Raw genomic sequence first — 14,165 nt, 5'->3', positions numbered from 1 at the left:
ATGGAAACTTGGGTCATAATAGATGAGTTTATGAAATTGGCGCAGTTAGAAAAGGAAAAAGTGCTAGAAATGGTGGCAAATGGGACACTCAAAAGCAAACAAGAAAATGGGCAGTTTTTCATTGACGCAGGAAGTGGAACACAAGCTTTGGTTAAAAGTGGCATTACAAGCGGTGGCGCAGTGATGGTGCAAGGAGATACGGCTGTAAGTAGCGCGGTGGATAGTGGATTCGTGGAGAAAACTATCGGCACTATTTTAAGTTTGCACGAAAAAGTAGTGAGTTCTAAAGAAGAGACGATTTCAAGCGTCAAGAACGAAAACCAATTTCTAAAAGACGCGCTTTTTAATACACAAGAAGTCTATGAAGATGACAAAAAGACGATTGCGATTCTGCGAGAACAACTGCGTGCAGCGCAAGAAGAGATTGATTTCTTGAAACGCAAATATAAGCTGATGTGGGGTAGGGCGATTGACGCTAAGGCTAAGGAATCCGGTGAAGAACAAGGTGCTGTGCAAGAGGATTTGCCAAAGCCTTAAAAGTCTGTAAAGGATTGAAGATTTACTTAACTTATGAGTGTTTAGAATGTTTGCTAAAACAAGCACAATCTACTGCAAGAATCCTATGCAAACAATCTGATAAGAATCTGCAAGATTCCTTTGAAATGGAACAAAAAGCGCGTGAGGCAGTCAAAGCTATTTTTGAAAACTTGGAGGATTTTCAAGAGTTGAGATTCCAAGACGCGCATAATGAAAATTACACATTGACACCAAAGGATAAGAGAAGATTGCAAGATTTGCTGCGGGAGTTTTTTGAAACCCAATACGCAATCTCATTGACTTCTTCTAAGCACGAGATTCCAAAGAATCCTAAATATCAAATTCCCGATGAGAAATGGGAAGAAGATTTGGAAGAAAATGATTTTGAGATTCCCCCGACAATGTTAGCAGTCCTCGTATATGATGAGATTTGTAAGGCATTAAATACCTCTGCACCTTATGCGCAAATCAAAAAACAAAGTATTGACAAAGCAAGACTTTACAAACAGCAATTCTTAGAATCCCTGCAAGATAAATTGCAAAATAACGCTAAAGCAAGGGAAGTTTTGGAATTTGCGATTCGGATTTGTGTGCTTGGGAATGTCTTAGATTATGGCGCACAAACGCAGTTTAGCCTAGAAGAACAGGCACAAAAGATTCTACAATCTCCCTTTGCTGTTTTTGATTTAGAATCTTTTATGTGCGGTTTAGAAAAGGCTAAGAATCTCATAATTATAGGAGATAATGCAGGAGAAAATGAGTTTGATGAGGTTTTGATTTGTGTGCTTAAGGCACTCTATCCGAAACTGAAGATTTTTTATTTCGTTCGTGGGGCAGAAATCATCAACGATATTACTTTGGTGGATTTAAAAAACACGGATTCTGCAATTTTTCATCTCGCAGAAGTCGTGGATAGTGGAGTGATGAGTCCGGGCTTTATAAAATCTTTCGCTTCTAGTAATGCAAGGAATCTCTACGAACAAGCTGATTTGATTTTGGCAAAAGGTATGGGGAATCTTGAATCTATGGAAAGTGCGGCAAGACTTGATAAAAGAGTTTTTTTCTTGTTTAAAGTTAAATGCGATGTGGTGAAGAATTATTTACAAAAAAACTTGGGGGATTTTGTGTTTTGGAATCCTAATTCACACGCGATTCTAAATTCAAAGAATCCTTGCTAGTTTTTAAGTCTATATTAAGTAAAATTCCCTTTTAAAATTTTCACAAAGGCAATCAATGCTAACCAATCCTGTTGTTGTGTCCATTTTTTTGATGGGAGTGCTGTGTTTAAGTCGTCTTAATGTGCTTCTTGCGATTCTAATTTCTGCTTTGGTTGCGGGAGTGCTTGGGGGAATTGGTCTAGAGAAAAGCATTAGTTTGTTGATTTCTGGAATGGCGGGGAATCTTGAAACCGCGTTGAGCTATATTTTACTTGGTGCACTTGCAAGCGCGATTGCAAGGACAAATCTTACTGCGATTCTAATTGCCTATATTGCTAGATTCGTGCGCAATCGTCGCCTAATGTTTTGTCTTTCCATTGCTTTTTTTGCTTGTTTTTCGCAGAATCTCATTCCTGTGCATATTGCATTTATTCCGATTCTGATTCCGCCTTTGTTGCCTTTAATGAATCGCTTAAAAATTGATAGACGCGCGGTTGCTTGTGCACTTACTTTTGGTTTAAAAGCTCCTTATGTGAGTTTTAGTGTTGGATTTGGTTTGATTTTTCATAATATTTTGCGCGACCAACTAAACCAAAATGGGGTTATTGTCAGCGCGGCAGATGTATCAAGCGTAATGTGGATTGGGGGATTGAGTATGCTTGTAGGTTTGCTTTTGGCGATTTTTGTGTTTTATCGTAAGCCGCGTGAGTATCAAAACACTTATCTTGATGAAACTTCTCTTGCAATGCTGGAATCCCCTCGTATGCAACGCAAAGACTTTGCGGTATTGTTGGGCGCGATTGTGGCTTTTGGTGTGCAGCTTTGGCTTGGCTCATTGCCTCTTGGAGGATTGTGTGGAATCCTTGTAATGGTATTGCTTGGCGGAATCGCTTGGGGTGAGATTGATGAAGTCGTAGAAAATGGCTTTAAGATGATGGCGTTCATTGCTTTTGTGATGTTGGTTGCTGCGGGATTTGGCGCGGTTTTGAAAGAAACAGGAGCAATCCATTCGCTCGTAGAATATGTTGCAACTCTTGCGGGGGGAAAATTAGGTGGAGCTTTGATGATGTTGCTTGTGGGATTATTGGTTACAATGGGGATTGGCACCTCTTTTGGGACGATTCCAATTATCGCGGCAATCTATTGTCCGCTTGGGACTGCGCTTGGTTTTTCACCTGCTGCAATTATTCTGCTAGTTGGAATCGCAGGTGCATTAGGTGATGCAGGAAGCCCCGCAAGTGATAGCACTTTAGGACCTACTGCGGGATTAAATGCAGATAAGCAACACAATCATATTTGGGATACTTGTGTGCCAACTTTTTTAATGTATAATACCTCATTGATTATTGGTGGAACGATTGGCGCGATTTTATTGTAGAGGAGAGAAAAATGCAAGATTGGACTAACATAGCAAAAGAAGTGTTTGATTTGGAATCGGACGCGATTTTGGGGTTGAAATCTTTTGTAGGAGAAGAATTTAATGCGGTGATTGCAAAAGTTTTGAATCTTAAAGGGCGTTTGGTGATTAGCGGTATGGGAAAATCTGGACATATTGGGGCGAAGATTGCCGCAACTCTAGCAAGCACAGGAACGCCTAGTTTCTTTCTGCACCCAGCAGAAGCGTTGCATGGGGATTTGGGTATGCTAACAAGCGAAGATGCATTGCTTGCGATTTCAAACTCCGGAGAAAGCGAAGAGATTTTGCGCTTGATTCCCTCTATCAAAATGCGTAAGATTCCTTTAATCGCAATGAGTGGCAAAGCGGATTCCACACTTGCGAAAGAAAGCGATTATTTTTTGAATGTCAGTGTATCTAAAGAAGCTTGTCCTTTGCAACTTGCGCCAACTTCCTCTACAACTGCAACACTTGCGATGGGAGATGCAATCGCAGTGGCTTTAATGCGTGCGCGTAAGTTTATGCCGGAAGACTTTGCATTATTCCACCCCGGTGGGAGTTTAGGGCGCAAACTGCTAACGCGTGTCAAAGATATAATGATAAACAAAAATCTACCGCTTGTTGCGCCAAATACGCCTTTTAAAGATTTGATTTCTGAAATGACTTCTAAAAAACTCGGTATGTGCTTGGTAGTTGAAAATGATAAATTGTTAGGAATCATTACAGATGGGGACTTGCGGAGAGCTTTGAGCGCGGAGAAGTTTGAAAGCGCAGCGTGTGAGATTATGACGCAAAATCCTAAGACGATTCCAAGTGATACAATGGCGACAGAGGCAGAATCGCTAATGCTAGAACACAAAATCAAAGAATTAGTTGTCCAAGATAATGGGCATCTTGTAGGCGTCGTGCAGCTTTATGAAATCGGTAGAGTGTAGTTTGGGATTCTTTGGTAGTGTTTTTAACTCTATTTTAATGCTATGTTTTGCTTTTTGGAAGCTTAAATTCTAAAGAATCCCTTGAGATTCTGCATTGCAGAGTGCTTTTCTGCGAGATAGAATGCAGAATCCAAGATCCTTAAAAACCAAATCAAAAATGATTTAGCAGATTTTCAAGGCTAAAATTTCATAAAATTCGTTGTGTGAAAATTTCCTGAAATTATGCTTAATATCAGCTTTCATTTACTATTTGTTTAATTTTAAGCTTATGATTATGCAGATTTTTATAAAATACAAAATTCTCTATAAACATTATTGTGAGGGAAATCTTAGAGGAAGGAGCAAATATGCAATCAAATCCTGCGTTAGAGTATGATTACTCCATTGCAAAATTATTTCTTTTTGCAACGATCGCATTTGGTATTGTTGGATTGTTGTTGGGTGTTGTGATAGCTTGTCAAATGGCATTCCCAGACCTTAATTATTTAGCCGGTGAGTTCGGGACATTCGGACGCTTGAGACCTTTACACACAAATGGAATCATTTATGGATTTACATTGAGTGGTATTTGGACAGCCTGGTATTATTTGGGACAGAGAGTTTTAAAAATTTCTTATAATGAGCATTCATTTTTAAAAGTGATTGGGCATTTGCATTTTTGGGTTTATATCGTGCTAATGGCGTTGGCAGTTGTCAGCTTGTTTGCCGGTATGAGCCAATCAAAAGAATATTCTGAACTCGTATGGCCCCTAGACTTATTGGTCGTTGTTGTGTGGGTATTGTGGGGGGTTAGCCTCTTTGGTTCAATGGGCGTAAGACGCGAACAAACTATCTATATTAGTTTGTGGTATTTTATTGCAACATTTGTAGCGATTTCCGCGCTTTATATTTTTAACAACCTTTCAATTCCAACTTACTTAGTTTCCGGGGTGGGCTCTATTTGGCATTCTATTTCCTTGTACGCAGGGACAAACGATGCGATGGTTCAATGGTGGTTTGGACATAATGCGGTTGCTTTCGTCTTTACTTCAGGTATTATTGGTGTGATGTATTATTTCTTACCAAAAGAATCCGGACAGCCTATTTTCTCTTATAAATTGACTTTATTCTCATTTTGGGGATTAATGTTTGTTTATATTTGGGCAGGAAGCCACCACCTTATTTATTCCACAGTTCCTGATTGGATGCAAACAATGGGTTCAATTTTTTCAGTTGTATTGATTTTGCCTTCTTGGGGAACAGCAGTAAATATGCTTCTAACTATGAAAGGACAATGGCATCAGCTTAAAGAATCTCCATTGATTAAATTCTTACTTTTAGCTTCTACATGGTACATGCTAACGACTTTGGAAGGACCGATTCAATCTATCAAATCCGTAAATGCTTTGGCACACTTTACAGATTGGATTATTGGGCATGTTCATGATGCGGCATTAGGTTGGGTTTCATTTACAATTATTGCAGCTTGTTATCATGTGACACCAAGATTGTTTAAACGAGAAATCTATTCTAAAAAATTAATGGATATTCAATTCTGGGTGCAAACTATCGCAATCATTCTTTATTTTTCAAGTATGTGGATTGCAGGAATCACACAAGGTATGATGTGGAGAGCAACAGATGAGTTTGGAAGCTTGGCTTATTCATTTATTGATACTGTAACCGTGTTGATGCCATACTTTACAATTAGGGCAATTGGTGGAGTATTGTATTTTGTAGGCTTTATCATCTTTGTTTATAATATTATTATGACCATTGTTGCTAGTCGGGAACTTGAAAGCGAACCCAAATATGCAACTCCAATGGCAGCGTAAAGGAGGCTTGTGATGTTTCATTGGTTGGAAAAAAATCCGTTTTTCTTTACGGTAGTCTTTTTATTGGTATTTTCTATTGCAGGATTGGTTGAGATTCTACCAGACTTTGCGAAGGCTTCACGCCCAACAGAGAATCTTAAGCCTTATACTCTTTTGGAAACTGCAGGGCGTCAGATTTATATTAGCGAAAGCTGTAATGCTTGCCATTCGCAGTTGATTCGTCCATTCAAAGCGGAAACAGACCGCTATGGTGCTTATAGCTTAAGCGGTGAATATGCTTATGATAGACCATTCTTATGGGGTTCTAAAAGAACAGGACCAGATTTACATCGTGTAGGCGATTATAGAACAACAGATTGGCATGAAGAGCATATGCTAGAGCCAACTGCAGTAGTTCCTGGTTCTATTATGCCAGCATATAAACACTTGTATAGCAAAAATGTAGATGCAGAAACCGCTTATGCAGAAGCTTATACACAAAAAGTTGTTTTCTCTGTTCCTTATGATACAGAAAACAATCCTAAATTAGGAGATTTAGAATCAGCAAAAGCAGAGATTTTAGCAGAGGCAAAACTTCTTGCAGAAGATATGAAAGATCCAGAAGTGAAAGCTGCGCTTGAGAGAGGTGAGATTAAGCAAATCGTAGCATTGATTGCTTATTTGAATAGCTTAGGACAAAAAAGAAGGGCTAACTAATCGTGGAATATGAAACGATAAGAATCATTCAGGGCTATGCCTATTGGTTTATTACGATTCTTTTGGTAGTTTTATTGTATGGATATATTTATTATCTTTATAAAAGCCAAAGAAGCGGAAAGATTGATTATGAAAAATATGCAAGGCTTGCATTAGATGATGACTTGAATGATGCTTTAGTGGAAAAACGAAACAATAAAGACGAAAAGAAGGAGAGCTAAATGGAATGGTTTAACTTGGGCGACAGCGTAAATCAACTTGGATTACTTGGCGCCGTAGCAATTTTAGCTTTGACTATTTTCATTGTCGGTGGTTACATCAAAAAGATGAAAGATAGCAAGGCAGAAGGTGAATTAACAAGTGAAGATTGGGATGGTATTAAAGAGTTTAAAAATGACATTCCAATCGGTTGGGGTGCAACTTATCTTGTGTTGTTGATTTGGGGTTTGTGGTATTGGTTTGTAGGTTATCCTCTCAATACTTATTCTCAAATTGGAGAATACAACGAAGAAGTGAAAGCTTATAATGCAAAATTTGAAGCGCAATGGCAAAATATTGACGCAGCAACTTTAACTAAAATGGGGCAAAACCTATTTTTAGTTCAATGCTCACAATGCCATGGAATTACAACAGAAGGTATGAATGGCACAGCTGCTAATTTGACAGAATGGGGTAGAGAAGAAGGTATTATCACAACCATTAAAAATGGTAGTAAAGGCTTAGGTTATATGCTTGGAGATATGTTGCCACTTAGTGAAGTTGCACCGGGTGTGTTAGATAGTGAAGAATCTCAAAAAGCAGTTGCTGCGTATGTGATGGCGGAGATTTCTGAAACAAAAAGCACAAAATACCCAGAATTGGTAGCTAAAGGTAAAGAACTTTATAGTGCTGCAACTTGTAATGCTTGTCATGGTGATGATGGCGCAGGTATGGGAGGTATGGCACCAGACCTTACTAAATACGGAACTCCAGCATTTGTAGCTGAAGTGCTCGAAAAAGGCAAAAAAGGACATATTGGTATTATGCCAACCTTTAAATCTCAAATGCTAACAGATAAGCAAAAAGAAGCCTTGGCGCATTTTATCTATTCAGAGAAAAACTAAGGAGGTTTGAGTATGAATGGTTTATTTGGAGTTAATGGACTTTTGGGCTATATCGTAGCAGTTGTATTATTGCTTAGTATTGTTTTTTGTTTGGGTTATGCAGCAGTGGTAACACAAAGTGCGCAAGCAAACAATCCTTATGCGATTGAAAATGCGAATACCCTACAAATGAAAAGTATTGATAATGCACAGCATTATAAAGAAGTAGGAGCAAAATAATGATGAGATATAGTGGATTAGAAAAAATTCTTTTTGCGGCTCATATTGTAGTTATCATTGCATCTATCGCAGTTGCTTTCATTCCTGATATGCTTCTTTATGTTGGGTAATGAATGTTAAAAATGCTCAAAATAGGGATTCTTTCCCTATTTTTTTGCACATTGGCGATAGGTAAGCCCTATGTGTTAGAAAATCAAAATCAACTTCTTGATAAAACAACAAATTTTATGGAAATTTTATCTGATGAAGTCTTTGAAAAGACAGGAGTCTCTCTATATGTTGTTGCTCTTGAAAGTTTAGGAACAATGAATCTTGAAGAGCAAGAACAAGAATATTTAAAGAATCTTAAAAGCCCTTTTGTCCTCTTATTTTTTGTGCGTCAAGAAAAAAAAATAGATATTCGTGCGAGCAAGGAAGCAGAAGAATTATTTGATAAAAAGTCTGTTTATTGGGATTATATTGTGCCTTTGATTCCTAAAGATGACAAAGAATTGACCAAACAAAATGTATCCGCTTTTTTGTTGAATGGTTTTGTGGATATTGCAGATAGAATCGCAGACTCAAAAAATATCACGCTAGAGCATGGTTTCCCAAAAGAAAATAAAGGTGTGAAAATTGCAGTGCGCACGACTCTTTATGTGATGTTGTTTGTCTTGCTTTTGCTTTTCTTGTTTGTGTATTTGAGGAGAAATAAATGAAAAACTATTGGCCCCTTGGAATTTTTTTACTTGCGATGGTGGTGGTGGGCTTAATTATCTTGACGATTAAAGTTGCCATTACGAATCCTGTGGAATTACAAAGCCTATGCCAACGCAATTCGCAAGATATTGATGCAAATATCAATGAAATAACTCAAAAAAATGAGATGTTTTTGAAAAAGTATAATGTCTCTTTTGAAGGAGCATTGGAGCAAGAGATACAAAGCTTTCGTCAAGTTTTTGTGCGTTTAAGCAATAAAGCAAACAATAAAATAGAAACGAACGCTAAGGTAAGCTTTTTTATCACACGCCCCCATACCACTAAAGAGGATCAAATCTTGGGAGAAGGGGAGTTGGTTGATGGTTTGTGGCAAAGCAAGACCTTTGAAGTGCAGAATCTAGGACGCTATCAAAGTGAAGCATTGGTAGAAGTTGGTGAAGATTCCATCTGCATTTCTCAAGAATATTTTATTCAAAAATAATTTCCAATCAATGCGTGATTTATTAGTCCTTATCATAGCGGAATCCTAAATTAATCCTATGTTTGGAATCTATGTATTTAAAATAAATCATCGCAAACTATCTTTTATCTAGGAAATGTTATGCAGAATCTTCAAGCAGATGATTCAATAAATTCTCATTGGAAAATGTGGTTAGCAGTTCTTACAATTAGTTTCGCTGCATTTACTTTTAATACCTCCGAATTTGTGCCAATAGGGCTTTTGAGTTTAATTGCTGATGATTTTGGTGTCAGTGAAGCGGAAGCTGGATTTTTGATTAGCCTTTATGCGTGGGTAGTGGCTTTGGCTTCATTGCCTTTGATGTTGGCTTGTTCGCGTTTTGAAATGAAGCGACTTTTGCTTGTTGTGGTTGCACTTTTTGTCTTAAGCCACATTGGTTCTGCACTTGCGAATGGGTATTGGACGCTTATGCTTTCGCGTCTTGGTGTTGCGTGTGCGCATGCGTTATTTTGGTCAATCGCCGCGCCTTTGGCAGTGCGTGTTGCGCCTAAGGGCAAGGAGAGTTTGGCTCTTAGTTGCATTGCCACAGGCACAAGTATTGCATTAATAGCAGGATTGCCTTTAGGTAGAGTGATTGGGCTTCACTTAGGGTGGAGAATGAGTTTTTTCGCAATTGGAATCGTGGCGTTTTTGCTTTTACTGATTTTGTTTAAAAGTTTGCCGAATGTCCCAAGCGGAGGTGCGATTTCTCCAAGAAGTTTGCCTAAATTACTGAAAACTCCCAAATTAATCGGCATTTATGGAATCACTCTTTGCCTTGTGAGTGCGCATTTTATTGCTTATAGCTATATTGAACCTTTCTTGATGCAATATGCAAATTTTGGGGAAAATGTCGTTACTCTTGTGCTGATTGTCTTTGGTTGTGTTGGTTTTTTGGGAAGTTTTTTGTTTTCCAAATATTACGATACACATCAGGGATTCTTTTTGAATTTCGCAATTTTTGGGATTTTTATTGCATTAATGAGCCTTGTTGGAGTGAGTTTTGGTTTATTGAGTGCTTTGTCGATTTGTGTGCTTTGGGGCTTGTGTGTTACGATTTTTAATCTTACTTTCCAATCCAAAGTCCTCAATCTTGTCCCTATTGGCACTTCTGTGGCAATGTCAATGTTTTCGGGAATCTATAATGTTGGAATCGGAAGCGGAGCATTTATCGGTGGAATCGTGATTGGGCATTTGGGGATTGAAAATATTGGTTATGTGGGTGCTGCAATTGCACTTTGTGTTTGCATTTATTATAAAGGTTGGTTTGCGAAGTAAGTGTATCTTTAGGAGTAAAATGTATCGTCTAGGTGGAATCTCGTAATTAAGATTCCACAATGAATTTAAATGTGGTCGGCAATCACACTTCCCATACGCTCACAAGAGCAAATTTCTTTGGCATTAAAGTTTGCAATGTCTTTAGTGCGGTAGCCCTCTTTCAAGACTTTTTCAATAGCGGCGTCTATCGTGTTGGCGGCTTCTTGTTCTCCTAATGAGTAACGCAGCATCATTGCAGCACTTGCAATGGTGGCAATGGGGTTTGCGATTCCTAGTCCAGCAATATCTGGCGCACTTCCGTGGATTGGTTCATAAATCGCCGCTTTGCCCCCAATGGACGCAGAGGGTAGTAAGCCAATAGAGCCACTTAGCATACTCGCTTCATCGCTTAGAATATCCCCAAAAAGATTTCCTGTTAGAATTACATCAAACTGCTTAGGATTCCTAATTAACTGCATTGCAGCATTATCTACATACATATGGCTTAATTCCACATCAGGATATTCTTTTGCCACTTCGCTGACGACTTCGCGCCATAGTTGGCTCACATCTAACACATTTGCCTTATCCACAGAGCAGACTTTTTTGTTGCGTGTTTGTGCGGCTTTAAAGGCGCAATGCGCAATGCGTTCCACTTCTTCTGTGCTATACACCATTGTGTTGTAGCCCCGATTTTTGTCGCGTCCTTTTGGTGTGCCAAAGTAGATTCCGCCGATTAATTCACGCACGACAAGAATATCTACTCCTTGCACAACTTCTGGTTTTAGAGTGCTTGCTTCAAGAAGTTCATTATAGACTTTTGCAGGACGAAAATTCGCAAAAACCTCTAAACTTTTTCTTAGACGCAAAAGTCCGCTTTCAGGTCGTAATTCTCGTGGCAAATTATCCCACTTTTCGCCACCAATAGCACCAAAAAGCGTTGCGTCTGCATTCAAACAACCCGTGATGGTTTCATCAGGAAGAGGATTTTGTGTCAAATCATACGCGATTCCGCCCATCAAAAAATCTTCAAATTCAAACGCAAAATTGAATTTTTGCGCAGTAGCCTTTAAGACTTTGATTGCTTCATTAATAATTTCTGGTCCAATCCCATCACCTTTAATCGCAGCGATTTTATAAGTTTTCATTGTTTTTACCTTTTAAATTATTGGGTTACATTTTGCGCTTTAGCATAAGGAATTAATCCTCCGCTTTTTAGCAATTCAAGCATAAAAGGAGGAATCGGCGCAAAAGGATAAGTGCAATTTTGGGTTTGATTTTTGATGATTCCTGCTTCTAAATCAATCTCTAAAATATCGCCCTCATTAATAGAATCCGCTTGTTCAATCTCTAAAATAGGCAAACCGGTATTAAAAGCATTGCGATAAAAAATACGCGCGTAACTTTTGGCAATCACCGCGCTGATTCCTGCTTCTTTGATTGCCACAGGAGCGTGTTCGCGACTAGAGCCACAGCCGAAATTTTCACCTGCTACGATAATATCGCCTTTGTGGATAATATCCACGAATCCTGCGCGTGCATCTTCCATTAAATGCGAGGCTAAAATTGCCTTGTCGCTCGTGTTAAGATACCTTGCGGCGATAATTAAATCCGTATCAATATTATCGCCAAATTTCCAAGTTTTTCCGCTAAATTGTTTTTGCATAAACGCCCCTTAAAATTTGAAAAATTCTAAACATTATAGCAAAGCAAATATAAATTTTAGGTATTGACAATCGTTATATATTAAAATATAATTTGCTTGTTTTGTTTCGGTTTTAAAAAGCAAAATTTAAGTTTTGGAGGCAAAAATGCAAGTGCAAGGAAGACTCTGGATTAAAGAGCAAGACAAAAATTTCTTAGGGACGGGCAAAGTAGAGTTGCTAGAACGCATTGCGCAAAGTGGTTCTATCTCCAAAGCGGCAAAAGAAATGAAAATGAGTTACAAAGCGGCTTGGGATAGCATTGACTTGATGAACAAAATCACAAAAGAACCCTTAGTTGTGCGTGTAACAGGTGGTAAGGGTGGCGGTGGAACGCAGATTACACAAAAAGGCTTAGAAGCAATCCGAATCTTTCGCGAAATGGAACGCGTGCAAAAGGAGCTTTTTATGCTTTTTGAAGGTAATTTGAATGAATGGGATTCCGTGATGGATTATTCCAAATGGAAACAATGCGTTAAAAGGAGATTTATGATTAAAACAAGTGCAAGGAATCAGCTATTTGGCGAGATTGTCTCTATCAAAGAGGGCAAAGTAAATGCGGAAATTGTGTTGCAAATAAATAAGACAACGCAAATTACTAGCACAATTACTTTGCATTCTTTAAAAGAATTGGGATTGAAAGTCGGAATGGAAGCCTATGCGCTTATTAAGGCAAATTGGATTGTTGTATTCACAGAAGAACCCAAAGGCATTTCGTTAAAAAATTGCATTGGCGGTGTGGTAAAAAACATCGTAGAAGGTGCGGTGAATTGCGAAGTGGAAATGGAAAGTGATAAGACAATTTTTAGCGCAGTGATTACGGAAGATTCTAAAGAGAATCTAGCACTCAAAGTAGGACAGAAAGTTTGGTTTGGATTCAAAGCAAACAATGTAATTTTAGGAATTTAAAGGAGAAAAAATGAATTTTGTAAAAAAATTTTTAGCCGTTGGAATTTGTGGGGCAGTTTTGTCTTTAAGCGCACAAGCAGAAGAAATTAAAGTTTTGGGTGCTGCTTCGTTGAAATATGTATTAGAAGAAATCAAAAATGATTTTCTAAAAGACAAGCCAAATGATAAGATTGAAATTTCTTATATTTCAAGCGGTAAAGCTTATGCGCAAATCAAAAATGGTGCGCCAATTCATCTGTTTGTCGCTGCAGATGTGAGTTATCCCGCAAAACTCTATGAGGAAAAACTTGCACCGGCTAAAGAGGAGATTTATGCGAAAGGTAAATTAGTGCTTTGGAGCAATAATGAGAACTTCAAGCTTAAAGAGTTCAAAGATATTCTCAATCCAAAAATTACGCATATTTCTATCCCAAATCCAAAAGTTGCTCCTTATGGTAGAGCTTCTGTGGAGGCATTAACCGCAACCAAAATGCTAGATGCAGTAGAATCTAAATTTGTAACAGGTGAAAGCATCGGCGCGGCAACTACTTATGTAGAATCCAAAAATGCAGAAGTTGGCTTCACTGCGCTTTCTATGCTTGGAGAGGGCGGAATCAATACGCCAGAGATGAGTTATGTCGCCATTGATGAGAAATTGTATAAGCCTATTGACCAAGCGTTAGTGATCCCAAATTATGGCAAAGATTCTAAACTAGCTCAAGATTTCAAAGCTTATATTCTAGGCGCAGAAGCGAAAGAAAAATTCCTAAAATTTGGTTATAGCGTTGAATAAGCTATATGGGATTTTAGAGAATTTCATAGAACAAAAAGGCATTTCGCGCCTTTTTGTGCGATGTTGGGATTTTATGTGTGTGCAAGAATTGGAGTGCGCACAAAATGTAGAATCCCAAAATTGCATTGCAGTGCTATTGTTGGAAGATTCTAATTTCATTGCCCCGCTACTCCATCAGCCCTTGCAATTGGGCTTTAAAGAAAGCAATGTTGTAGTGGCACTCAAGCTAGAGGGCGTGTGCAATGCTTTTAGGGCGGAGATTCTACAAATAGATGAAGACAATCTTTTCGCGCAATTGACGCTTCAAGTAAAAGAAGCAGAAAATGGCGTAATTTACGCGCTTTGTGATTTGGATTTCATCAAGCGCAATGGATTAAGAGTGGGGGATTTTGTTTTTTGGCATATTCCAGAGAGTGAAATTATGCTCTTTTTTGATACGGAAAAAATGCAACCCAAAGATTGAAAAAGA

17 protein-coding genes are annotated in these 14,165 nt (G+C 38.4%); 15 read left to right on the top strand and 2 right to left on the bottom strand.

The genetic code is table 11. The features are described from left to right. From LS69_RS02670 to LS69_RS02615, 12 genes are all read left to right on the top strand, one after another. The gene (locus tag LS69_RS02670; RefSeq protein WP_138121857.1) at positions 1-537 is read left to right on the top strand and encodes a DUF3972 domain-containing protein; all 537 of its coding nucleotides are present in this window, start codon (positions 1-3) and stop codon (positions 535-537) included. Between the two features lie 14 nt (positions 538-551). Further along, positions 552-1,715 (top strand): ARMT1-like domain-containing protein, encoded by a 1,164-nt coding sequence (locus tag LS69_RS02665; protein WP_238699073.1) that lies wholly within the window; start codon positions 552-554, stop codon positions 1,713-1,715. A gap of 55 nt (positions 1,716-1,770) precedes the next feature. Beyond that, entirely contained in the window at positions 1,771-3,072 is a 1,302-nt protein-coding gene (locus LS69_RS02660) for an SLC13 family permease (RefSeq protein ID WP_138121856.1), read from the top strand. An 11-nt stretch (positions 3,073-3,083) separates the two neighbouring features. Further along, entirely contained in the window at positions 3,084-4,025 is a 942-nt protein-coding gene (locus LS69_RS02655; protein WP_138121855.1) for a KpsF/GutQ family sugar-phosphate isomerase, read from the top strand. Between the two features lie 347 nt (positions 4,026-4,372). Then, positions 4,373-5,839: a cytochrome-c oxidase, cbb3-type subunit I gene (gene ccoN, locus LS69_RS02650; protein ID WP_138121854.1), complete on the top strand. Its 1,467-nt coding sequence runs from the start codon at positions 4,373-4,375 to the stop codon at positions 5,837-5,839. A 12-nt stretch (positions 5,840-5,851) separates the two neighbouring features. After that, positions 5,852-6,535: a cytochrome-c oxidase, cbb3-type subunit II gene (gene ccoO, locus LS69_RS02645; RefSeq protein WP_138121853.1), complete on the top strand. Its 684-nt coding sequence runs from the start codon at positions 5,852-5,854 to the stop codon at positions 6,533-6,535. 2 nt (positions 6,536-6,537) lie between these two features. After that, positions 6,538-6,756, top strand: a complete 219-nt coding sequence (locus LS69_RS02640; RefSeq protein WP_138121852.1) for a cytochrome c oxidase, cbb3-type, CcoQ subunit — start codon at positions 6,538-6,540, stop codon at positions 6,754-6,756. Next, positions 6,757-7,638 (top strand): c-type cytochrome, encoded by an 882-nt coding sequence (locus LS69_RS02635; protein WP_138121851.1) that lies wholly within the window; start codon positions 6,757-6,759, stop codon positions 7,636-7,638. It abuts the gene before it with no gap. Between the two features lie 12 nt (positions 7,639-7,650). Beyond that, positions 7,651-7,857, top strand: coding sequence for a DUF4006 family protein (locus tag LS69_RS02630; protein ID WP_138121850.1), 207 nt, complete (start codon positions 7,651-7,653; stop codon positions 7,855-7,857). A gap of 113 nt (positions 7,858-7,970) precedes the next feature. Then, positions 7,971-8,555: a TPM domain-containing protein gene (locus LS69_RS02625; RefSeq protein WP_138121849.1), complete on the top strand. Its 585-nt coding sequence runs from the start codon at positions 7,971-7,973 to the stop codon at positions 8,553-8,555. After that, positions 8,552-9,037 (top strand): hypothetical protein, encoded by a 486-nt coding sequence (locus LS69_RS02620; RefSeq protein WP_138121848.1) that lies wholly within the window; start codon positions 8,552-8,554, stop codon positions 9,035-9,037. Before LS69_RS02625 ends, LS69_RS02620 begins: the two co-directional genes overlap by 4 nt. A 120-nt stretch (positions 9,038-9,157) precedes the next feature. Continuing rightward, the gene (locus LS69_RS02615; RefSeq protein ID WP_138121847.1) at positions 9,158-10,333 is read left to right on the top strand and encodes a sugar transporter; all 1,176 of its coding nucleotides are present in this window, start codon (positions 9,158-9,160) and stop codon (positions 10,331-10,333) included. A gap of 65 nt (positions 10,334-10,398) precedes the next feature. Here the strand turns inward: LS69_RS02615 and leuB are convergent, their stop codons facing one another. Both leuB and LS69_RS02605 read right to left on the bottom strand, forming a co-directional pair. Continuing rightward, on the bottom strand, positions 10,399-11,460 hold the full coding sequence (leuB, locus tag LS69_RS02610) for a 3-isopropylmalate dehydrogenase (RefSeq protein WP_138121846.1): 1,062 nt from the start codon (positions 11,458-11,460) through the stop codon (positions 10,399-10,401). Between the two features lie 17 nt (positions 11,461-11,477). Beyond that, positions 11,478-11,978 (bottom strand): 3-isopropylmalate dehydratase small subunit, encoded by a 501-nt coding sequence (locus tag LS69_RS02605; protein ID WP_138121845.1) that lies wholly within the window; start codon positions 11,976-11,978, stop codon positions 11,478-11,480. Between the two features lie 145 nt (positions 11,979-12,123). Between LS69_RS02605 and LS69_RS02600 the strand changes: the two genes are divergently transcribed. The 3 genes from LS69_RS02600 to LS69_RS02590 are packed head-to-tail and all read left to right on the top strand — an operon-like array spanning position 12,124 to position 14,159. After that, a complete protein-coding gene (locus LS69_RS02600) occupies positions 12,124-12,924 on the top strand; it encodes a TOBE domain-containing protein (protein ID WP_138121844.1) in 801 nt (266 codons plus the stop codon). Positions 12,925-12,934: 10 nt separating this feature from the next. Continuing rightward, on the top strand, positions 12,935-13,696 hold the full coding sequence (gene modA, locus LS69_RS02595; RefSeq protein WP_138121843.1) for a molybdate ABC transporter substrate-binding protein: 762 nt from the start codon (positions 12,935-12,937) through the stop codon (positions 13,694-13,696). Beyond that, complete coding sequence (locus LS69_RS02590) at positions 13,689-14,159, top strand: molybdate ABC transporter (RefSeq protein ID WP_138121842.1); 471 nt, start codon at positions 13,689-13,691, stop codon at positions 14,157-14,159. The genes modA and LS69_RS02590 overlap by 8 nt, the downstream gene beginning before the upstream one ends. Positions 14,160-14,165: the final 6 nt, after the last annotated feature.

Origin of the sequence: Helicobacter sp. MIT 05-5294 (assembly GCF_000765675.1) — a bacterium.
Taxonomy (GTDB): Bacteria; Campylobacterota; Campylobacteria; order Campylobacterales; family Helicobacteraceae; genus Helicobacter_D.
Note: the sequence above shows the minus strand (reverse complement) of the source record. Positions and strands in the feature narration are given on the sequence as shown.

What these genes read in the sequence shown, in the direction of transcription:
- LS69_RS02670 (WP_138121857.1), top strand. Translation starts at nt 1, where the DNA reads ATGGAAACTTGGGTCATAATAGATGAGTTTATGAAATTGGCGCAGTTA.
- LS69_RS02660 (WP_138121856.1), top strand. Translation starts at nt 1,771, where the DNA reads ATGCTAACCAATCCTGTTGTTGTGTCCATTTTTTTGATGGGAGTGCTG.
- LS69_RS02655 (WP_138121855.1), top strand. Translation starts at nt 3,084, where the DNA reads ATGCAAGATTGGACTAACATAGCAAAAGAAGTGTTTGATTTGGAATCG.
- ccoN (WP_138121854.1), top strand. Translation starts at nt 4,373, where the DNA reads ATGCAATCAAATCCTGCGTTAGAGTATGATTACTCCATTGCAAAATTA.
- ccoO (WP_138121853.1), top strand. Translation starts at nt 5,852, where the DNA reads ATGTTTCATTGGTTGGAAAAAAATCCGTTTTTCTTTACGGTAGTCTTT.
- LS69_RS02635 (WP_138121851.1), top strand. Translation starts at nt 6,757, where the DNA reads ATGGAATGGTTTAACTTGGGCGACAGCGTAAATCAACTTGGATTACTT.
- LS69_RS02630 (WP_138121850.1), top strand. Translation starts at nt 7,651, where the DNA reads ATGAATGGTTTATTTGGAGTTAATGGACTTTTGGGCTATATCGTAGCA.
- LS69_RS02625 (WP_138121849.1), top strand. Translation starts at nt 7,971, where the DNA reads ATGTTAAAAATGCTCAAAATAGGGATTCTTTCCCTATTTTTTTGCACA.
- LS69_RS02620 (WP_138121848.1), top strand. Translation starts at nt 8,552, where the DNA reads ATGAAAAACTATTGGCCCCTTGGAATTTTTTTACTTGCGATGGTGGTG.
- LS69_RS02615 (WP_138121847.1), top strand. Translation starts at nt 9,158, where the DNA reads ATGCAGAATCTTCAAGCAGATGATTCAATAAATTCTCATTGGAAAATG.
- leuB (WP_138121846.1), bottom strand. Translation starts at nt 11,460, where the DNA reads ATGAAAACTTATAAAATCGCTGCGATTAAAGGTGATGGGATTGGACCA.
- LS69_RS02605 (WP_138121845.1), bottom strand. Translation starts at nt 11,978, where the DNA reads ATGCAAAAACAATTTAGCGGAAAAACTTGGAAATTTGGCGATAATATT.
- LS69_RS02600 (WP_138121844.1), top strand. Translation starts at nt 12,124, where the DNA reads ATGCAAGTGCAAGGAAGACTCTGGATTAAAGAGCAAGACAAAAATTTC.
- modA (WP_138121843.1), top strand. Translation starts at nt 12,935, where the DNA reads ATGAATTTTGTAAAAAAATTTTTAGCCGTTGGAATTTGTGGGGCAGTT.